The 19,546-nt window shown below is 67.6% G+C and carries 16 protein-coding genes; all 16 read left to right on the forward strand.

What is annotated here, in order from left to right; genetic code table 11:
- Nucleotides 1–78: 78 nt before the first annotated feature.
- Nucleotides 79–1,053 carry an RNA polymerase-binding protein DksA gene (dksA, locus tag BMW87_RS35530; protein WP_256216869.1) on the forward strand — a complete coding sequence of 325 codons (975 nt, stop codon included), beginning with the start codon at nt 79–81 and terminating at the stop codon, nt 1,051–1,053.
- A gap of 49 nt (nt 1,054–1,102) precedes the next feature.
- Nucleotides 1,103–2,785, forward strand: coding sequence for an STAS domain-containing protein (locus BMW87_RS21795; RefSeq protein ID WP_093078602.1), 1,683 nt, complete (start codon nt 1,103–1,105; stop codon nt 2,783–2,785).
- A 56-nt stretch (nt 2,786–2,841) separates the two neighbouring features.
- Entirely contained in the window at nt 2,842–3,387 is a 546-nt protein-coding gene (hslV, locus tag BMW87_RS21800) for an ATP-dependent protease subunit HslV (RefSeq protein WP_042578379.1), read from the forward strand.
- 2 nt (nt 3,388–3,389) lie between these two features.
- Nucleotides 3,390–4,712 carry an ATP-dependent protease ATPase subunit HslU gene (gene hslU / locus BMW87_RS21805; protein ID WP_093056283.1) on the forward strand — a complete coding sequence of 441 codons (1,323 nt, stop codon included), beginning with the start codon at nt 3,390–3,392 and terminating at the stop codon, nt 4,710–4,712.
- Between the two features lie 271 nt (nt 4,713–4,983).
- Nucleotides 4,984–5,412: a division/cell wall cluster transcriptional repressor MraZ gene (gene mraZ, locus BMW87_RS21810; RefSeq protein WP_081270207.1), complete on the forward strand. Its 429-nt coding sequence runs from the start codon at nt 4,984–4,986 to the stop codon at nt 5,410–5,412.
- An 8-nt stretch (nt 5,413–5,420) separates the two neighbouring features.
- The gene (gene rsmH, locus BMW87_RS21815) at nt 5,421–6,344 is read left to right on the forward strand and encodes a 16S rRNA (cytosine(1402)-N(4))-methyltransferase RsmH (protein WP_093078604.1); all 924 of its coding nucleotides are present in this window, start codon (nt 5,421–5,423) and stop codon (nt 6,342–6,344) included.
- Between the two features lie 2 nt (nt 6,345–6,346).
- Nucleotides 6,347–6,703, forward strand: coding sequence for a cell division protein FtsL (gene ftsL, locus BMW87_RS21820; protein ID WP_093056279.1), 357 nt, complete (start codon nt 6,347–6,349; stop codon nt 6,701–6,703).
- The gene (locus BMW87_RS21825; RefSeq protein ID WP_093056277.1) at nt 6,700–8,454 is read left to right on the forward strand and encodes a peptidoglycan D,D-transpeptidase FtsI family protein; all 1,755 of its coding nucleotides are present in this window, start codon (nt 6,700–6,702) and stop codon (nt 8,452–8,454) included. Before ftsL ends, BMW87_RS21825 begins: the two co-directional genes overlap by 4 nt.
- A gap of 2 nt (nt 8,455–8,456) precedes the next feature.
- Nucleotides 8,457–10,016, forward strand: a complete 1,560-nt coding sequence (locus tag BMW87_RS21830) for a UDP-N-acetylmuramoyl-L-alanyl-D-glutamate--2,6-diaminopimelate ligase (protein WP_093078605.1) — start codon at nt 8,457–8,459, stop codon at nt 10,014–10,016.
- Nucleotides 10,013–11,449 carry a UDP-N-acetylmuramoyl-tripeptide--D-alanyl-D-alanine ligase gene (gene murF, locus BMW87_RS21835; protein ID WP_093078607.1) on the forward strand — a complete coding sequence of 479 codons (1,437 nt, stop codon included), beginning with the start codon at nt 10,013–10,015 and terminating at the stop codon, nt 11,447–11,449. Before BMW87_RS21830 ends, murF begins: the two co-directional genes overlap by 4 nt.
- 15 nt (nt 11,450–11,464) lie before the next feature.
- Complete coding sequence (mraY, locus tag BMW87_RS21840; RefSeq protein WP_093056272.1) at nt 11,465–12,643, forward strand: phospho-N-acetylmuramoyl-pentapeptide-transferase; 1,179 nt, start codon at nt 11,465–11,467, stop codon at nt 12,641–12,643.
- A gap of 7 nt (nt 12,644–12,650) precedes the next feature.
- A complete protein-coding gene (murD, locus tag BMW87_RS21845) occupies nt 12,651–14,750 on the forward strand; it encodes a UDP-N-acetylmuramoyl-L-alanine--D-glutamate ligase (RefSeq protein WP_093078608.1) in 2,100 nt (699 codons plus the stop codon).
- Entirely contained in the window at nt 14,747–16,045 is a 1,299-nt protein-coding gene (gene ftsW, locus BMW87_RS21850; protein WP_093056268.1) for a putative lipid II flippase FtsW, read from the forward strand. The genes murD and ftsW overlap by 4 nt, the downstream gene beginning before the upstream one ends.
- Nucleotides 16,042–17,103, forward strand: a complete 1,062-nt coding sequence (gene murG, locus BMW87_RS21855) for an undecaprenyldiphospho-muramoylpentapeptide beta-N-acetylglucosaminyltransferase (protein ID WP_093078610.1) — start codon at nt 16,042–16,044, stop codon at nt 17,101–17,103. The genes ftsW and murG overlap by 4 nt, the downstream gene beginning before the upstream one ends.
- Complete coding sequence (murC, locus tag BMW87_RS21860; protein WP_093056264.1) at nt 17,100–18,578, forward strand: UDP-N-acetylmuramate--L-alanine ligase; 1,479 nt, start codon at nt 17,100–17,102, stop codon at nt 18,576–18,578. Before murG ends, murC begins: the two co-directional genes overlap by 4 nt.
- A complete protein-coding gene (locus BMW87_RS21865) occupies nt 18,575–19,546 on the forward strand; it encodes a D-alanine--D-alanine ligase (protein WP_093056262.1) in 972 nt (323 codons plus the stop codon). The genes murC and BMW87_RS21865 overlap by 4 nt, the downstream gene beginning before the upstream one ends.

Consider the following 19,546-nt stretch of genomic DNA (forward strand, 5'->3'; position numbering starts at 1 on the left):
CTGAAAGCCGCAAGTGGCTCCCATGGGAGGAGACACCCAGTGAAAGCGCGTTCCAGTTCGACCAAGGAGCCAGTCACCGTGAAGAAACCCGCCGCCAAGGCCACGCCAGCACCCAAGCCCGCCACAAAGAAGGCGCCGGCTGCGAAGCAGGCTGTACCTGCGGCCAAAAAGGTTTCCGCCACCGCACATGGCCCCGCAGCGAAGGAGAAAAGCGCGCCGTCCAAAAAGCCCGCAGCACCACCGGCCAAGGCCGCGACCGCTGCGACCAAGAAGTCCGCCAAGCCTGCAACTGCCGCCACCAAGACCGCAGGCGCGGGCTCATCGTCATCCAAACCCGTCGGCCGCCCTGCTGCCGTTCCTTCTGCCCCCTCGATCCCCATGAAAAAAACGGCTGCCGCCTCCACTTCCGCCCCGGCGACACCCTCGATGCCCGTTCAAACCCCCACGCCCGCACCCGCCGCGCGTGGTGGCCGCGTGTCCCGGCTGTCGCAACTTACCGTGCCCTCGATGCCGCAATCTGTCGCATCGACTGCCGCCAAGTCCAGCTTCTCGCAGGCGCCTTCCACCGCGCTGGTGCCGCCGCCGCCCCTGGCCGTGAAGAAAGACCCGAAGCTGGCCAACAACTGGAAGACCAAGACTCCTTCCGAGCTGAGCGACGCTGAAGTCATCGCCATGCCCGACGACGAGTACATGAACGAAAAGCAGATGGCGTTCTTCCGCCTGAAGCTCGAAGAACTCAAGCGCGGCATTCTCGAGAACGCCGGCGAGACCACCGAGCATCTGCGTGAAGACACGGTGGTCGTGCCCGATCCGGCCGACCGCGCCACCATCGAGGAAGAACATGCCCTCGAACTGCGCACCCGCGACCGCGAGCGCAAGCTGCTCAAGAAGATCGAGCAGTCGATCCAGCGCATCGACGCCGGCGATTACGGCTACTGCGACGAAACCGGCGAACCCATCGGTGTCGGCCGCCTGCTGGCCCGCCCGACTGCCACGCTGTCGCTCGAAGCGCAACAGCGCCGCGAACTCAAGCAAAAGATGTTCGGGGATTGAAACAGGGTCAAGGTAGATAGAACCCAGCGACTTCGATAGCCTTCGCCGAATGCCTAAGGAAGAATCGGGCCGCCTTTTTTCCAAGGTGGCCAAATTTGTCCGCAATCCCCTGAAGGATTGGTCGGAGCTGGATGCCCCTGCCTCCGCCTCGACCTCGGACTCCTCGCTGCCCGCCCAGCAGACCTACAGCCGCGAGATGCTGAAGGAGATGATCGAGCGGCGCCAGCGCAACGATTTCGTGCGCCGGCGCGAGTTCGACATGCTGCGCAAGCTGCGCCAGCGCGAGGCCGCCGCCCATGCCTTCGAGGCGACGGTTACGCCGTCTTCCTTCAACATCAACAGCACCTCCGAGAAATCGGAAGGCCGCGCGCTCACGCTCAAGAAGATCGACGAGATCGAGCAGCAGATGTCGCAGCAGTGGTGGAAGGGGCGGGGCCCGAACGGCGAAACGCTGGTCAACCCGCCGCCTGACGCCGGCGCCGAGACGCTGCCGCCGGTGCATACCGACGATCTGCTGTCCGAGCCCGCCGTGTTGCCCATCATCCCGCCAGCGGCTGCAGCCGAGGCTGGTGACGATGCCCCGGCGGTGGCCGCCAGCGTGCCGTTGCTGTCGTCGCGCCTTGCGCACGACGGCGCGCTGGAAGAGGCGGTGATCCGCTTCGCGCACAGCGACGACACCGGCGCCGAAGCCATCCTGCTGCAGGCCCTGGCCTCCACCGAAGGCACGACGCCCACCGAGGGCGGGCACGACGCCGCGGCCGAACGCGACGACAACCGCTGGCGCGCCCTGTTCGATCTGTACCGCGCAACCGGTGACGCCGCCAAGTTCGCAGCCGCCCGCATGCGCTATGCGCAGCGCATGCGGCGCATGGGCCCCGACTGGGTTTCGCTCGATGAGCTGGCCCGCAGCGTCAAGGCCGTCACTGCCAGCGAAGAGGCGGCCGGGGCCGCTGCTGAAGGCAGCAGCGCCCATGCCGACTGGACCTGCCCCACGCGCCTGGCGCGCGAAGGCCTGATGGAGCTCACCCGTGCGCTGTCGAAGGCAGGCTCGGTGTGGACGTTGGACTGGCGCGGGCTGCACGCCGTCGAGCCTGAGGCTGCTGCGCCGCTGCGCGTGCTGTTCACTCACTGGGCCGATTCGCCGGTGCAGCTGCGCTTCATGGGCTCGGCGCAGCTGCTGGCCGTGCTGTCCGAGGCCGCACCCAACAACGAGCGTGGCACCGACGACATCTGGTGGCAGCTGCACCTTGCGGCGCTGCGCCTGATGCACCTGCCCGACGACTTCGAGCTGGTGGCGCTCAACTACTGCATCACCTACGAGGTGTCGCCGCCTTCCTGGCAGGACCCGAAGGGCGAATGCACCACGCTGGCCGCGCCGCCCGCGAGCCGGCCCAGCTCGGTGTGGTCGCTGCTGTCGGTCGGTGGCGATTCGGAGAGCTTCCCGTCCACCGACAGCGGTTTTGCCGCGCTGGCGGGCGATCTGCGGGGCGAGTCGCTGTCGAGCTGGCAACGGCTGGACAACGACCTGCGCCACACCACGGCCCCGGTCATTTCGTGTGCCGCGCTGCTGCGTATGGACCTGGCCGCCGTGGGCACGCTGCTGAGCTGGGTGCGCGCACGCGATGCCAATGGCGAGCGCGTGCAGTTCGTCGATGCGCACCGGTTGATTGCTGCGCTGTTCAACCTGGTAGGCATTGCCGATCATTCGACAGTGACGGTTAGGAAAAACTAAAACCTGCGCCGCCCTATGGCGGTTGCATTGCCGCGGCGCACCCCCAGATGGCTGCGATGGAACAGTTTCACGGCACCACCATCGTGAGCGTGCGCCGCAAGACCCCCCAAGGCGACCAGGTCGCCATTGGCGGGGACGGGCAGGTCACTCTCGGCAATATCGTCATCAAGGGCACGGCGCGCAAAGTGCGCCGCCTCTATCACGGCAAGGTGCTCGCCGGCTTTGCCGGCGCCACGGCCGACGCCTTCACGCTCTTCGAGCGCTTCGAGGCCAAGCTCGAAAAGCACCAGGGGCACCTGACCCGCGCGGCAGTCGAACTCACCAAGGACTGGCGCACCGACCGCGTGCTGCGCAAGCTCGAGGCCATGCTCGCCGTGGCCGACGCCACCACCTCGCTCATCATCACCGGCAATGGCGACGTGCTGGAGCCCGAAGACGGCGTGATCGCCATCGGATCGGGCGGCGCCTACGCCCAGTCGGCGGCCAAGGCGCTGATCGACAACACCGACCTCTCGGCCGAGCAGATCGTGCGCAAATCGCTGGCGATCGCCGGAGAAATCTGCATTTACACGAACATGAACCACACGGTGGAAGCGCTCTGACCATGTCCATGACCCCCCAGGAAATCGTCTCCGAGCTCGACAACCACATCGTCGGCCAGCCGGCCGCCAAGCGCGCCGTGGCCATTGCCCTGCGCAACCGCTGGCGCCGCCAGCAGGTCGAAGACAAGCTGCGCCACGAGATCACCCCGAAGAACATTCTCATGATCGGCCCCACGGGCGTGGGCAAGACCGAGATCGCCCGCCGCCTCGCGCGCCTGGCCGATGCGCCCTTCATCAAGGTCGAGGCCACCAAGTTCACCGAGGTCGGCTACGTGGGCAAGGACGTCGATTCGATCATTCGCGACCTCGCCGAAATCGCCGTCAAGCAGACCCGCGAATCGGAAAGCGCCAAGGTGCGCGCGCGTGCCGAAGACGCCGCCGAAGACCGCATCCTCGACGTGCTGCTGCCCCCCGCACGCGGTGCCGATGGCGCTGTGGCCGACACGGGCAACGCCACCCGCCAGGCCTTCCGCAAGAAGCTGCGCGAGCACCAGCTGGACGACAAGGAGATCGAACTCGACCTCGCCGAGACGCGCACCCCGCTGGAAATCATGGGCCCGGCCGGCATGGAGGAAATGACCGAGCAGTTGCGCGGCATGTTCGGCCAGATCGGCGGCGGCAAGCGCAAGACGCGCAAACTCAAGATCGCCGAGGCACTGCGCCTGTTGATCGACGAGGAAGCGGCCAAGCTGGTGAACGAGGACGAGATCCGCACGCAGGCGATCACCAATGCCGAGCAGAACGGCATCGTCTTCATCGACGAGATCGACAAGGTCGCCACGCGCAGCGAAGCGCAGGGCTCCGACGTGTCGCGCCAGGGCGTGCAGCGCGACCTGCTGCCGCTGGTGGAGGGTACGGCCGTCACCACCAAATACGGCGTGGTGCGCACCGATCACATGCTGTTCATCGCGAGCGGCGCCTTCCACCTGAGCAAGCCGAGCGACCTGATCCCCGAGCTGCAGGGGCGCTTTCCGATCCGCGTGGAGTTGCAGTCGCTCTCGGTGGCGGACTTCGAAAGCATCCTCACGCAGACCCGCGCGTCGCTGGTGAAGCAGTACCAGGCGCTGCTCGCCACCGAGGGCGTGACGCTTGAATTCACGCCCGAAGGCGTGAACCGGCTGGCCGCCATCGCCTTCGAGGTGAACGAGCGCACCGAGAACATCGGCGCACGCCGTTTGTCGACCGTGATGGAACGCCTGCTGGATGAGGTAAGCTTTGACGCGACCCGCCTCGAAGGGCAATCGATCCGCATCGATGCCGCTTATGTCGACCAGCGCCTTGCGGCACTAAGTCACGACGAAGACCTTTCGCGCTTCATTCTCTGAAGCCGCTTCTCCTTCCCCCTGTAACGGGGGAATCCTTCACGCATCACATTCATTGCGTGAGCTAAGTACTTCATTTTCAACGAAATTCGCCGATTCCATGGTTTTGGAATCGGCGCTAAGTCGTTGATTCCATTACAAAAAATAGCCCAAACGGCCAGTTGCTTCCGAAGTGTTTCCTGCTACAGTGCAAAAAAGTGCAGTTAAGTGGGAAAAAGTGCGGGTAGCGCCCCTTTCGGGTGCTGCAGCACTCCCAACACAGGGGTTCGTGGTCGTGTTTCAAGGCGCTTCATCGCTCAGTCTGGATGCCAAGGGGCGGCTCTCCGTGCCGACCCGGCATCGTGACGTCCTGAGCGCGACGGCAGGCGGCCAACTCACGATCACCAAGCATCCGCACGGATGCCTGATGGTGTTCCCCCGTCCCGAATGGGAAAAATTCCGCGAGCGCATCGCCGCGCTGCCGATGTCGGCGCAGTGGTGGAAGCGCGTCTTCCTCGGCAACGCGATGGACGTCGAGATGGACGGCACCGGCCGCATCCTGGTGTCGCCCGAACTGCGCGCGGCCACCGGCATCACGCGAGAGACGCTGCTGCTGGGCATGGGCAACCACTTCGAACTCTGGGACAAGGCCACGTACGAGGCCAAGGAGGCCGAGGCCACCCAGGGCGAGATGCCGGATGTGTTTCAGGACTTTGCGTTCTGAGGACCCAAGTGAACACCCCATGGACCCATACGACCGTCTTGCTGAACGAAGCGGTGGAAGCCCTTCTTTCCGGCAGCACGGCGGCAACCGGCACCTACGTGGACGCTACCTTCGGGCGGGGAGGGCATGCGCGTGCAATCCTCTCCAGGCTGGCGCCGGAAGGCAGGCTGATCGCATTCGACAAGGATGCGGAAGCAGTGGCCGAAGCAGCGCGCATCTCCGATGCGCGTTTTTCTATCCGTCACCAGGGATTCCGCTCGCTGGGCGAATTGCCCGACGCGAGCGTCGACGGCCTGCTGATGGACCTGGGCGTGAGCTCGCCGCAGATCGACAACCCGGTGCGCGGTTTCAGTTTTCGTTTCGACGGCCCGCTCGACATGCGCATGGACACCACGCGCGGCGAGAGCGTGGCCGAATGGCTGGCAACGGCCGAACTTCAGCAGATTGCAGAGGTGATCCGTGACTATGGCGAAGAACGGTTTGCTGTTCAGATTGCAAAGGCGATTGTTGCTCGCCGACAAGAACGGGGCCCAATTTCAACCACCACCGAACTGGCCGAGCTCGTGGCTGGCACGGTCAAAACCCGCGAGCAGGGCCAGAACCCTGCAACGCGCACATTTCAGGCTTTTCGGATTTTCATCAACGCCGAGCTTGAAGAGCTGCAACAGGCGCTAGAAGCGAGTCTGTCCGTGCTCAAACCCCAGGGGCGGCTCGCGGTGATCAGCTTCCACTCGCTGGAAGACCGCATCGTGAAGCAGTTCATCGCCAAGCACTCGAAGGAGGTCTACGACCGCCGCGCGCCGTTTGCCGCCCCGAAGGTCATGAAACTGCGCGCGCTGGAGCGCATCAAGCCGTCCGACGCCGAGGTGGGCGGCAACCCGCGCTCGCGCAGCGCCATTCTTCGCGTCGCAGAACGCACCGGGGCCAGCTGACCATGGCCCGCCTCAACATCCTGCTGCTGCTGGCCGTCATTGCGACGGCTTTGTACCTCGTGCACACGCAGTACATGTCGCGTCAGCTCTATACCGAGCTCGACCGCGTGCAGCAGGAAGCCCGTCGCCTGGAGACCGACCGCGATCGCCTGCAGGTCGAGAAGCGCGCACAGGCCACGCCGCTGCGCGTCGAGAAGCTCGCCAAGGAGCAGCTGCAGATGCGCACCACTTCGCCAGCGATCACGCAGTACGTGCGCCCTGACGGCACGGTGATCCCCGCGGTCGCGCCGGTGGCGCCTGCGCCGACCACGCCCAAGCCGGCGGCCAAGCCGGTCACCGCAGCGAGGGCCGCGCGATGAACCGGGGCAACCGCAGCGTGCGCTACACCACCAGCCCCTTGCTCGCGAGCAAGACGCCGGTGTGGCGCAGCAAGTTCATCGTCGCGGGCATTGCGCTCGGCTTCGTCATGCTGGCGGGCCGGGCGGCCTACGTGCAGGTGCTCAACAACAGCTTCTTCCAGCGGCAGGGCGAAGTGCGCTTTGCGCGCACGCTCGAGCTGCCGGCCAACCGCGGCCGCATCCTCGACCGCAATGGGCTCATCCTGGCCTCCAGCGTGGTGGCGCCCAGCATCTGGGCCATTCCGGAAGACATCGAGCGCGACGACCCCGAGGTGCGCGCCAAGCTCAAGCAGGTCGCCAAGCTGCTGGAGATGTCGCAGAAGGACTTCGACAAGAAGCTCGAAGACGAGGACAAGACCTTCGTCTGGATCAAGCGCCAGGTCGACGAGCCCATCGCCAAGCAGATCGCGGCCATGAACCTCAAGGGCATCTACCAGCGCAAGGAATACAAGCGCCAGTACCCAGAGGGCGAGGCTGCCGCGCACGTGGTGGGCTTTACCAACGTGGAAGACAACGGCCAGGAAGGCATCGAGCTCGCATTCAACAAGGAGCTGGCCGGCAAGGCCGGGTCGCGCCGGGTCATCAAGGACCGCCTGGGCCGCGTGGTCGAGGGCGTTGGCGAAACCGTGCCGCCGCTCGACGGCAAGGACATCCAGCTCAGCGTCGACAGCAAGGTGCAGTTCTTCGCCTACCAGAAGCTGCGCGATGCCGTGACCGCGCGCAAGGCCAAGGCCGGCAGCGTGGTGGTGCTCGACTCCGTCACCGGCGAAGTGCTGGCGCTGGCCAACTACCCGAGCTACGTGCCTGACAAGCGCCAGAATCTCACCGGCGAGCAGCTGCGCAACCGCGCGCTCACCGACACCTTCGAGCCCGGCTCGACCATGAAGCCGATCACGGTGGGCATGGCGCTCGAAGCCGGCCGCGTGAAGCCCTCGACCCTGATCGAAACCGGCCCCGGCCGATTCCAGATCGGCGGCTTCACCATCAGCGACACCCACAACTACGGCACGCTGACGGTCGAAGGCGTGATCCAGAAGTCGAGCAACGTCGGCGCGCTCAAGATCGCCCAGAAGATGACCCCGCACGAGATGTGGGACACCTACACCGCGCTCGGTTACGGCCAGAAGCCGCAGATCCAGTTCCCCGGCGCCGTGACGGGCCGGCTGCGCCCGTGGAAGACCTGGAAGCCGGTCGAGCAGGCCACCATGGCTTACGGCTACGGCCTGTCGGCGTCGCTGTTCCAGATGGCGCATTCGTACACCTCGTTCGCGCACGACGGCTCGATCATTCCGGTCACCATCCTGAAGAATTCCGAGCCGCCGGTCGGCGTGCGCGTGTTCTCGCCGTCGAACGCGCTGGCGGTGCGCAAGATGCTGCAGATGGCCGCTGGCCCCGGCGGCACCGGCACGCGCGCGCAGACGGTCGGCTACTCGGTCGGTGGCAAGTCGGGCACGGCCCACAAGCAGGTCGGCAAGGGTTACGCGAGTAACAAATATCGCGCCTGGTTCACCGGCATGGCGCCTATCGACAAGCCGCGCATCATCGTCGCCGTGATGATCGACGAGCCCAGCGACGGCCAGTATTTCGGCGGCGTCGCCGCGGCGCCCGTGTTCAGCGAAGTCGTGCAGCAGACCTTGCGCATGATGAACGTACCGCCCGACCTGGCGGTCAAACCGCTTGTGATGACGCAGGGCGTCGACGAGAGTTTCTGAACATGCTGAGCTTCACTTCCCCACAACTCGCCGCGGCCTGGCTCAAGGAGCGCGTGCCGCAGGCCGCGCTGCACGCCGACAGCCGTGCCGTGGGCGCGGGCGACGTTTTCATCGCCTGGCCCGGTGCCGCCACCGACGGACGCAAGCATGTGGCGGCCGCGCTGGCACAGGGTGCGGCGGTCTGCCTGGTGGAGAACGAGGGTGTCGAGGCCTTCGGCTTCGAAGGCGACGACCGCATCGTGAGCTATCCCGGCCTGAAGGCCGCCACCGGCCCGATCGCCTCGGCCTTCTACGACAACCCCTCGGCCCTGCTCGACGTGCTGGCCGTGACCGGCACCAACGGCAAGACCTCCACCGCCTGGTGGCTGGCCGAATCGCTCTCCACGCTGCGCGCGGCGGGCGGCGTGCGCGCGATGCGGCCAGACGGCACCATGCAGCGCGATGCGCCGTCGCCCTGCGCGGTGATGGGCACGCTCGGCATCGGCGTGCCGCCCGAGCTGACCTACACCGGCCTCACCACGCCCGACCCGGTGATGATGCAGCGCGAGCTGCGCTCGCTGGTCACGCGCGGCTTCGGCGCCTGCGCCATCGAGGCCTCGTCCATCGGCATCGCCGAGCGCCGCCTCGACGGCGCGCAGATCGCCGTGGCCGTGTTCACCAACTTCACGCAGGACCACCTCGACTACCACGGCAGCATGGACGCCTACTGGCAAGCCAAGGCCGAGCTGTTCCGCTGGCCCGGCCTGCGCGCGGCGGTGATCAACATCGACGACACGCACGGCGCCAGCCTGTGCGCGAACCTGATCGACGCCGGCATCGGCGCGCTCGACGTCTGGACCGTCTCGGCCGGCGGCAAGCCGGCCCGCCTCGTGGCGCGCGACATCGGCTACGACGCGCAGGGCCTGCAGTTCTCGGTGGCCGAGCACGGCACCGCCGCGGTGGAGCGCCTGTCGACCGGCCTGATCGGCCAGTACAACGTGGCCAACCTGCTGGGCGTGCTCGGCACGCTGCGCGCGCTGGGCCTCACGCTCGCCCAGGCCGTGGCCGCTTGCGCCAACCTCACCAGCGTGCCGGGCCGCATGGACCGCGCAGGCACCGGCGAAGGCGCGCCGCTCGCCGTGGTCGACTATGCCCACACCCCCGACGCGCTCGACAAGGCCCTGATCGGCCTGCGCCCGCTGGCAAAGCAGCGTGGCGGTGCGCTCTGGTGCCTGTTCGGCTGCGGCGGCGACCGCGACCCGATCAAGCGCCCGATGATGGCCGCCGTCGCCGAGCGCCAGGCCGACCGCGTTGTCGTCACCAGCGACAACCCGCGCAGCGAAAAGCCCGACGCGATCATCAGCCAGGTGCTGCGCGGCTTCTCGCGCCCCGAGGCCGCCCAGGTGCAGCCCGACCGCGCCGCCGCCATCGCCGATGCGATCGCGCAGGCGGCCCCGCAAGACGTGGTGCTGATCGCTGGCAAGGGCCACGAGGCCTGGCAGGAAATCGCCGGCCGGCGCATCGAGTTTTCAGACAAGACCCATGCGCTGCAGGCGCTGGCAAAGAGGGGGGCCGCGGCATGACCGACACGACGCCTCTCAACATCACGCTGGCTCAGGTGCAGCAATGGATTCCGGGATCGCGCCTGGTGGGTGACGCTTCGACCGTCATCGCCCGCGTGCACACCGACACGCGCACGCTCGCGCAGGGCGACCTGTTCGTCGCGCTCAAGGGCGAGCGCTTCGACGCCAACGACTTCCTGGCGGACGCCAAGAAGCGCGGTGCCGTTGCGGCCATTGCGCACCACGGCCTCGAAGCGGCCGGCCTCAGCGGCCTCGAAGTGCCCGACTCGCTGGCCGCGCTCGGCGCGCTCGGCGCGGGCTGGCGCGCGCAGTTCGAACTGCCGCTGATCGCCGTGACCGGCAGCAACGGCAAGACCACGGTCACGCAGATGATCGCGGCCGTGCTGTTCGCCTTCCGCGCAGAACGCGCACTGGCCACCGCCGGCAACTTCAACAACGAGATCGGCGTGCCGCTCACGCTGCTGCGCCTGCGCGCGCAGCACCAGCGCGCGGTGCTCGAACTGGGCATGAACCATCCGGGCGAGATCGCGCGGCTGGCCGCCATCTCGCGCCCGACCATCGCACTCGTCAACAACGCCCAGCGCGAGCACCAGGAGTTCATGGCCACCGTCGAGGCGGTGGCCGTCGAGAACGCCGCCGTGTTCGCGGTGCTGCCCGAAGGCGGCACCGCCGTGTTCCCCTATGGCGACGCCTTCACTTCTCTGTGGACCGACATGGCGCACGCCGGCGGCTCGCGCCGCTGCATGACCTTCGGCGAATCGGAAGATGCCGACATCTCGCTCGACAGCGCCGAATGGAAGCAGGGTGCCTGGGCCGTGCGCATCCGCACGCCGATCGGCGCCTTCGATGCGCGCCTGCACATCGCGGGCCGGCACAACGTCGTCAATGCGCTGGCCGCCACGGCCTGCGCGCTCGCGGCCGGCGTGTCGGTCGAGACCATTGCAGCGGGCCTGTCGGCCTTCGAGCCGGTCAAGGGCCGTTCGCGCGCCAACGAGATCGTGCTGGCCGGTGGCCATGCGCTCACGCTGGTCGACGACAGCTACAACGCCAACCCCGATTCCGTGATTGCCGCCATCGACGTGCTTGCCGCCCTGCCGGGCCCGCGCCTGCTGGTGCTCGGCGACATGGGCGAGGTGGGCGACCGCTCGCCCGAGTTCCACGCCGAAGTCGGCGAGCGGGCGCGCCAGCGCGGTATCGAGTCCGTCTACACGCTGGGCGCCGCGACGGCGCACACCACCGCTGCCTTCGGCGGTGCCGACGGACGCCATTTCGAAGAGTTCGACGCGCTCGGCGCGGCCGTGCTCGCGCGCCTGCCGCAACTCGGCAGCGTGCTCGTCAAGGGATCGCGCTTCATGAAGATGGAGCGCGTGGTGCAGGTCGTCGAGGCGCAAGCACAACCACAACAACAAAAGGAGGCCGGTCATGACGCATGAGCCGCGCGAAACCACATGCTGATGACCCTGGCCCAATGGCTGCAGACGCTCTCGCCCGAGTTCGGGTTCTTGCGCGTTTTTCAATACCTCACCTTCCGCGCGCTGATGGCTGCGCTGACCGCGCTCGTGGTCGGCCTGGTGGCCGGCCCGTACGTGATCCGCCGCCTGGCCGCACTCAAGATCGGCCAGCCGATTCGCGGCTACGGCATGGAAACGCACCTGACCAAGAGCGGCACGCCCACCATGGGCGGGGTGCTGGTGCTGTTCGCCATCGCCTTCGCCACGCTGCTGTGGTTCGATATTTCGAACCGGTTCGTGTGGATCGTGCTGTGGGTCACGATGGGCTTCGGCGCCATCGGCTGGGTCGATGACTGGCGCAAGGTGGTGCGCAAGGACCCGGAAGGCATGCGCTCGCGCGAGAAGTATTTCTGGCAGTCGGTGGTCGGCCTGATTGCGGCCTTCTACCTGCTCTTCAGCATCTCGGAGAGCTCCAACTGGCGCGTGGTGCAGCTGTTCTTCGCGTGGGTGCAGTCAGGCTTCGACCTCGACTTTCCGCCCAAGATCAACCTGCTGGTGCCGTTCTTCAAGGAGGTGAGCTACCCGCTGGGCGGCATCGGCTTCGTGATCCTCACGTACCTCGTGATCGTGGGCGCGAGCAATGCGGTGAACCTGACAGACGGCCTCGATGGCCTGGCGATCATGCCGGTGGTGATGGTGGGCTCGGCGCTGGGCGTGTTCGCCTACGTCACGGGCAGCGCGGTGTACTCCAAGTACCTGCTGTTCCCCAACATCCCGGGCTCGGGCGAGTTGCTGGTGTTCTGCTCGGCAATGGCCGGCGCGGGGCTCGCGTTCCTCTGGTTCAACACGCACCCGGCACAGGTTTTCATGGGCGACGTGGGCGCGCTGGCGCTGGGCGGCGCACTGGGCACCATCGCGGTCATCGTGCGCCAGGAGATCGTGTTCTTCATCATGGGCGGCATCTTCGTGGTCGAGGCGATCTCGGTGATGGCGCAGGTCATGTACTTCAAGTACACGAAGAAGCGCTACGGCGAAGGCCGCCGCGTGCTCAAGATGGCGCCGCTGCACCATCACTTCGAGAAGAGCGGCTGGCGCGAAACGCAGGTCGTGGTGCGCTTCTGGATCATCACGATGCTGCTGTGCCTCGTGGGTCTTTCGACGCTGAAGCTGCGGTAACGGAACCATGCGGCATCTGAAAGACCTCCCCGTTCTCATCCTCGGCCTCGGTGCGTCCGGGCTGGCGATGACGCGCTGGTGCGCGCGCCACGGCGCCGTCGTGACCGTGGCCGACACGCGCGAGGCGCCGGCATTGCTCGCGACGCTGCAGGCGGAGCTGCCCGGGGTGACGTTCGTCGGCGGGCCGTTCACGGCTGCGCTGGTCGAAGGCACGCCGGTCCGCGCGGTGTATCGCTCGCCGGGGCTGTCGCCCGCGACCATTGCGCCGGTGGTGGAAGCGGCGCGTGCTGTCGGGCTGCCGGTCGGTGGCGAGCTGGATCTGTTCGCGCGTGCGTTGCTGGACCTGCGGACGGTGGAAGTGCCGGTGGTCGAGGCTGAGCCGGAACCCGAGACTGAAGCTCCCATCGAGCCGGTGGCAGAAGCGCCCGTGGAAACCGCCGAGCCGGAGGCGCAGGCGCAACTGCCGCTGGACGAGCCCGCGCACGTCGAGCAGGCTGAAGCCGTGGCCGAGCCGGAGCAACAGCCCGAGCCTGTCGAAGCCGAAGCGCCCGAACTCGCCGCAGAAGCCGCGTCCGAGCCGACCGTGCCCGCGCAGGCTGAAGCAATGCCGCGCGATCCGTCGATGAGCGTCGCCGTGCCGCTGCCGCCCGAGGCCGCAGAAGTCGTCGAGCCGGCGGCCGAGCCCGCGCCGGAAGTGCCCGCCGTTGTCCCGGAGTCCTCCGAGGCTTCGGCTCCTGCACCCGCCACCGCTTCCCGCCTGCCCGTCACCGGCAAGCCCTACGTCCCGACCGCCGCCAGGGAGGCCGCGGAGTTCGTCGCCAAGATCGCCGAAATCTCCGCCACCAATCCGGCCTCGGCTGCCGTCGAAGAAGAATCGCCGCAGCTCGAGCTGGCGCCCATCGTCGAGCCCGAAGCCCCCAAGGGCTACACGCCCGCGGTGCTCGCCATTACCGGCACCAACGGCAAGACCACCGTCACCTCGCTCACCGGCCAGCTGGTCGAACGTGCGGGCAAGACCGTGGCCGTGGCCGGCAACATCGGCCCGACGCTGCTCGACACGCTCTCGGCGCACATGGATGCCGACACGCTGCCCGACGTGTGGGTGCTGGAGCTGTCCAGCTTCCAGCTCGACGGCGTGCAGGGCTTCGAGCCCACGGCCGCCACCGTGCTCAACCTCACGCAGGACCACCTCGACTGGCATGGCGACATGCCGGCCTACGCGGCGGCCAAGGCGCGCATCTTCGGCGCGCATGGGCTGATGATCCTCAACCGCGACGATGCCGGCGTGATGGCGATGCTGCCCGCGCCCGTCAGGGTCAAGCTGCAGCGCCCGCAAATCCGCACGCACGTCACCTTCGGCGCGACCATGCCGCTGCGCCCGGGTGACTACGGCATCGAGCGCGTCAACGGCATGGCCTGGCTGGTGCGCGCGCTGGAAGCCGACGAAACGCAGAAACGCAAGCGCGGCGCCGTGGTGGAAGAAGAAATCTTCCTGCAGCGCCTGATGCCCGCCGACGCGCTGCGCATCCGCGGCCGTCACAACGCCATGAACGCGCTGGCCGCACTCGCGCTGGCCAGCGCCGCCGACTGCCCGCTGGGCCCCATGCTCTACGGCCTGCGCGAATACCACGGCGAGCCGCACCGCGTGGAGCCGATCGCCATCGTGGACGAGGTCGAGTACTTCGACGACAGCAAGGGCACCAACGTCGGCGCCACCGTGGCCGCGCTGATCGGCCTGGGCGAAGAGCGCCGCGTGGTCGTCATCCTCGGCGGCGATGGCAAGGGACAAGACTTCGAACCGCTGGCCGAGCCCGTGCGCCAGTACGCGCGCGCCGTGGTGCTCATCGGCCGCGACGCACCGCTCATCGAAGCCGCGCTGGCATCGACCGGCGTCTCGCTGCTGCATGCCGCCTCGATGGACGAGGCCGTGAAGCTCGCGTCCGCACGCGCCAATCCCGGCGACGCCGTGCTGCTGTCACCGGCTTGTGCGAGCTTCGACATGTTCAAGGACTACGCGCACCGCGCCGAGGTGTTCCGCGAGGCCGTGCAGGCCTACGAGGACAGCCCGCGCGGCATGGGCGGTTCGACGACGGAGGACACGGTTTGAACTCTGCCGCCTCAGGCGCCACGCCCAACGCATCCACCAGCCGCTTCGGCGGCTGGTTCAGGCGCGCCCGCAGCGGGATCGACTCGCTGCCCGTGCACCTGCCCGTGCGGCTGGGCGGCGCCGGCATCGCGCAGACAAAAGCCACGCCGATGCGCGTGCTGGGTTTCGACCAGGCGCTGGTCTGGGTCACGGTCGCGCTGCTGACCTGGGGCCTGATCATGGTGTATTCGGCCTCCATCGCGCTGCCCGACAACCCGCGCTTCGCACGCGCGGGCTACAGCGCCTCGTACTTCCTCACGCGGCACGCGGCCTCGGTGATCTTCGCGTTCATCGCCGCGCTGCTCGCCTTCCAGATCCCGATGAAGACCTGGGAGCGCGCCGCGCCCTGGCTCTTCGTGGCCTCGCTGCTGCTGCTGGTGGCCGTGCTCATTCCGCACATCGGCATCAACGTGAACGGCGCGCGTCGTTGGCTGCCGATGGGCTTCATGCGCTTCCAGCCCTCGGAGCTGGCCAAGCTCGCGATGGTGCTCTACGCCGCCAGCTACATGGTGCGCAAGATGGAGATCAAGGAGCGCTTCTTCCGCGCCGTGCTGCCGATGGGCATCGCGGTGGTGGTGGTCGGCATGCTGGTGATGGCCGAACCCGACATGGGCGCGTTCATGGTGATCGCCGTGATCGCCATGGGCATCCTGTTCCTGGGCGGCGTAAACGCGCGCATGTTCTTCGTGATTGCCGCGCTGGTGGTGGTGGCCTTCGGCACCATCGTCGCGAGCAGCCCGTGGCGCCGCGAGCGCATCTTTGCGTACCTCGATCCGTGGAGCGAAGAGCACGCGCTGGGCAAGGGCTACCAGCTGTCGCACTCGCTGATTGCCATCGGTCGCGGCGAGATCTTCGGCGTGGGCCTGGGCGGCAGCGTCGAGAAGCTGCACTGGCTGCCCGAGGCGCACACCGACTTCTTGCTGGCCGTGATCGGCGAAGAGTTCGGCCTGGTCGGCGTGCTGCTGATCATCGGCCTGTTTCTCTGGCTCACGCGCCGCATCATGCACATCGGCCGCCAGGCGATTGCGCTGGACCGCGTGTTCTCGGGCCTCGTGGCCCAGGGCGTGGGCGTGTGGCTCGGCTTCCAGACCTTCATCAACATGGGCGTGAACCTGGGCGCGCTGCCGACCAAGGGCCTGACCTTGCCGCTGATGAGCTTCGGCGGTTCGGCGATCCTGATGAACCTCGTGGCGCTGGCCATCGTGCTGCGCATCGACTACGAAAACCGCGTGCTGATGCGGGGAGGTCGCGTATGACGCGTACCGCACTCGTCATGGCAGGCGGCACAGGCGGCCATATCTTCCCGGGTCTCGCGGTGGCCGAGGCCCTGCGTGAGCGCGGCTGGCAGGTTCACTGGCTGGGCGCGCCCGGCAGCATGGAAGAAAAACTCGTGCCGCCGCGCGGCTTCGCCTTCGAGCCCGTGCAGTTCGGCGGCGTGCGCGGCAAGGGCCCGCTCACGCTGTTCCTGCTGCCGCTGAAGCTGCTGCGCGCCTTCTGGCAGAGCCTGCGCGTGGTGCGCCGCGTGAAGCCCGACGTGCTGGTGGGCCTTGGCGGCTACATCACTTTTCCGGGCGGAATGATGGGCGTGCTGCTCAACAAGCCGCTGGTGCTGCATGAGCAGAACTCGGTCGCCGGCCTCGCCAACAAGGTACTGGCGGGCGTGGCCGATCGCGTGTTCACGGCTTTCCCCAATGTGCTGAAGAAGGCGCAATGGGTGGGCAATCCGCTGCGCGCGGCCTTCACTTCGCAACCCGATCCGGCCACGCGTTTCGCGGGCCGTACCGGTCCGCTGAAATTGCTGGTGGTGGGCGGCAGCCTCGGCGCACGCGGCCTCAATACTGTTGTGCCGCAGGCGCTGGCGCGCATCGAGCCGGCCACGCGTCCGCAGGTGCTGCACCAGAGCGGCTCCAAGCAGATCGATGAGCTGCGCGCCAACTACACGGCGGCCGGCGTCGAAGGCGAACTCACGCCCTTCATCGAAGACACCGCGCAGGCGTACGCCGACGCCGACATCATCGTCGCGCGCGCCGGCGCCAGCACCGTCACAGAAATCGCGGCCGTCGGCGCAGCAGCGCTGTTCGTGCCTTTCCCCTCGGCGGTCGACGACCACCAGACCACCAACGCGCGCTTCCTCGTGGACGCGGGCGGCGGATGGCTCGTGCAGCAGGCCGACCTCACTCCTGAATTGCTGGCTGACTTGCTACAGAAAACCGAGCGCACCGCGCTGATCGAAAAGGCCGTCAAGGCCAAGACCATGCAGAAGACCGAAGCCGTCGAGGCGGTCGTCCGCGCCTGCGAGGAGCTTGCCAAATGAAGCACGCTATTCGTCACATCCATTTCGTGGGCATCGGTGGTTCCGGCATGAGCGGCATCGCCGAAGTGCTGCTGAACCTGGGCTACAAGATCACCGGATCCGACCTGTCCGACAGCGTCACGCTGCGCCGGCTCGCGGGCCTGGGCATCGGCACCTTCGTGGGCCACGCCGCCGCGCACATCGACGGCGCGGACGCGGTCGTCACCTCCACTGCCGTGCAGTCGGACAACCCCGAAGTGCTGGCCGCGCGCGAGAAGCGCATTCCGGTGGTGCCGCGCGCGTTGATGCTGGCCGAGCTGATGCGCCTGAAGCAGGGCATTGCAATTGCCGGCACGCACGGCAAGACCACCACCACCAGCCTGGTGGCGAGCGTGCTCGACGCCGCCGGGCTCGACCCGACCTTCGTGATCGGCGGTCGCCTCAACAGCGCGGGCGCCAACGCGCAGCTCGGCAGCGGCGACTACATCGTGGTCGAGGCCGACGAGTCGGACGCCTCGTTCCTGAACCTGCTGCCCGTGATGGCGGTGGTCACGAACATCGACGCCGACCACATGGAGACCTACGGGCACGACTTCGCGAAGCTCAAGAAGGCTTTCGTCGACTTCCTGCACCGCATGCCGTTCTACGGCGTGGCCATTCTCTGCACCGACGATCCGGCGGTGCGCGAGATCGTGGCTGACGTGACCTGCCCGGTCACCAGCTACGGCTTTGGCGAGGACGCGCAGGTGCGCGCCATCGACGTGCGCGCCGTCGGCGGCCAGATGCACTTCACCGCGCAGCGCCGCAATGGCGTGACGCTGCCGGACCTGCCCATCGTGCTGAACCTGCCGGGCGAGCACAACGTGCGCAATGCGCTGTCGGTGATCGCGGTGGCTGTGGAGCTCGGCATTCCCGACGAAGCGGTGCAGCGCGGCCTCGCAGGTTTCAAGGGCGTGGGCCGCCGCTTCCAGAGCTACGGCGACGTGGCTGTGCAAGGCGGCCATAACGAAGGTGGGGCCGGCACCTTCACCGTCATCGACGACTACGGCCATCACCCCGTCGAGATGGCGGCCACCATCGCCGCCGCGCGCGGCGCGTTCCCGGGCCGCCGGCTGGTGCTGGCCTTCCAGCCGCACCGCTATACCCGTACGCGCGACTGCTTCGAAGACTTCGTGAAGGTCATCGGCACGGCCGACTCCGTGCTGCTCGGCGAGGTCTACGCCGCGGGCGAGGCGCCCATCGTGGCGGCCGATGGCCGCACGCTGGCGCGCGCGCTGCGCGTGGCCGGCAAGGTCGAGCCGGTGTTCGTCGACGACATCGCCGCCATGCCGCAAGCCATTCTCGACAACGCCCGCGCGGGCGACGTGGTGCTTTCCATGGGCGCCGGCTCCATCGGCGCGGTACCGGGCAAGGTCGTCGAACTCGGCGCAGCGGCGGTCACCGCCGTAGCACCCTCAACATCGCAGCGCGATTCGCGCAAAGGGAGGGCCTCATGAGCCTTCAGGACCCTAAACTCTTCGGCAAGGTTGCCGTCCTGTTCGGCGGTAGTTCCGCCGAACGCGAAATCTCGTTGATGTCGGGCACCGGCGTGCTCGAAGCCCTGCGCTCGCGCGGTGTCGATGCGCACGCCTTCGACCCCTCGCAGCGCGATCTGGCCGACCTGAAGCGCGAAGGCTTCGCGCGCTGCTTCGTCGCGCTGCACGGCCGCCACGGCGAAGACGGCACGGTGCAGGGTGCGCTCGAACTGCTCGGCATTCCATACACCGGCTCGGGCGTGATGGCTTCCAGCGTGGCCATGGACAAGGTCATGACCAAGCGCATCTGGCAGGCCGATGGCCTGCCGACGCCCAAGTACGTGCGCCTGGCCTTCGACCAGCAAAGCCGCGAGCAGATCATGGCCGTGCCCGACGTGCTCGGCCTGCCGCTGATCGTGAAGCCGCCGCGCGAGGGCTCCTCCATCGGCGTGACCAAGGTCGAGGGCTACTCGCAGATGCAGGACGCGATCACGCTGTCGGCCAAGTACGACGCCGACGTGCTCTGCGAGGAATTCATCGAAGGCGAGGAAGTGACCTGCGCGGTGCTCGGCCACGGGCTTGACGCGCGCGCGCTGCCGGTGGTGCGCATCTCCGCACCCGAAGGCGCCTACGACTACCAGAACAAGTACTTCACCGACGACGTGAAGTACCAGTGCCCGAGCGGCCTGCCCGAAGCGGAAGAGCACGAGATCCAGCGCATCACGCTGGCCGCCTATCGCACGCTCGGCTGCCGCGGCTGGGGCCGCGCCGACGTGATGATCCGCGCCAGCGACCGCAAGCCCTTCCTGCTGGAGATGAACACCTCGCCCGGCATGACCAGCCATTCGCTGGTGCCGATGTCGGCCCGCGCCGCAGGCATCGCGTACGAAGACCTGTGCCTGCGGGTGCTGGCCTCGGCCGCGCTCGACGCAACGGGAGGCTCGCTATAG

Origin of the sequence: Variovorax sp. OV084, assembly GCF_900111625.1 — a bacterium.
GTDB lineage: Bacteria > Pseudomonadota > Gammaproteobacteria > Burkholderiales > Burkholderiaceae_C > Variovorax.

Coding starts and splice junctions, on each gene's coding strand:
- murC (WP_093056264.1), top strand. CDS start 17,100: ATGAAGCACGCTATTCGTCACATCCATTTCGTGGGCATCGGTGGTTCC.
- mraY (WP_093056272.1), top strand. CDS start 11,465: ATGCTGATGACCCTGGCCCAATGGCTGCAGACGCTCTCGCCCGAGTTC.
- BMW87_RS21825 (WP_093056277.1), top strand. CDS start 6,700: ATGAACCGGGGCAACCGCAGCGTGCGCTACACCACCAGCCCCTTGCTC.
- ftsL (WP_093056279.1), top strand. CDS start 6,347: ATGGCCCGCCTCAACATCCTGCTGCTGCTGGCCGTCATTGCGACGGCT.
- murF (WP_093078607.1), top strand. CDS start 10,013: ATGACCGACACGACGCCTCTCAACATCACGCTGGCTCAGGTGCAGCAA.
- BMW87_RS21830 (WP_093078605.1), top strand. CDS start 8,457: ATGCTGAGCTTCACTTCCCCACAACTCGCCGCGGCCTGGCTCAAGGAG.
- BMW87_RS21795 (WP_093078602.1), top strand. CDS start 1,103: ATGCCTAAGGAAGAATCGGGCCGCCTTTTTTCCAAGGTGGCCAAATTT.
- hslV (WP_042578379.1), top strand. CDS start 2,842: ATGGAACAGTTTCACGGCACCACCATCGTGAGCGTGCGCCGCAAGACC.
- murD (WP_093078608.1), top strand. CDS start 12,651: ATGCGGCATCTGAAAGACCTCCCCGTTCTCATCCTCGGCCTCGGTGCG.
- murG (WP_093078610.1), top strand. CDS start 16,042: ATGACGCGTACCGCACTCGTCATGGCAGGCGGCACAGGCGGCCATATC.
- BMW87_RS21865 (WP_093056262.1), top strand. CDS start 18,575: ATGAGCCTTCAGGACCCTAAACTCTTCGGCAAGGTTGCCGTCCTGTTC.
- hslU (WP_093056283.1), top strand. CDS start 3,390: ATGTCCATGACCCCCCAGGAAATCGTCTCCGAGCTCGACAACCACATC.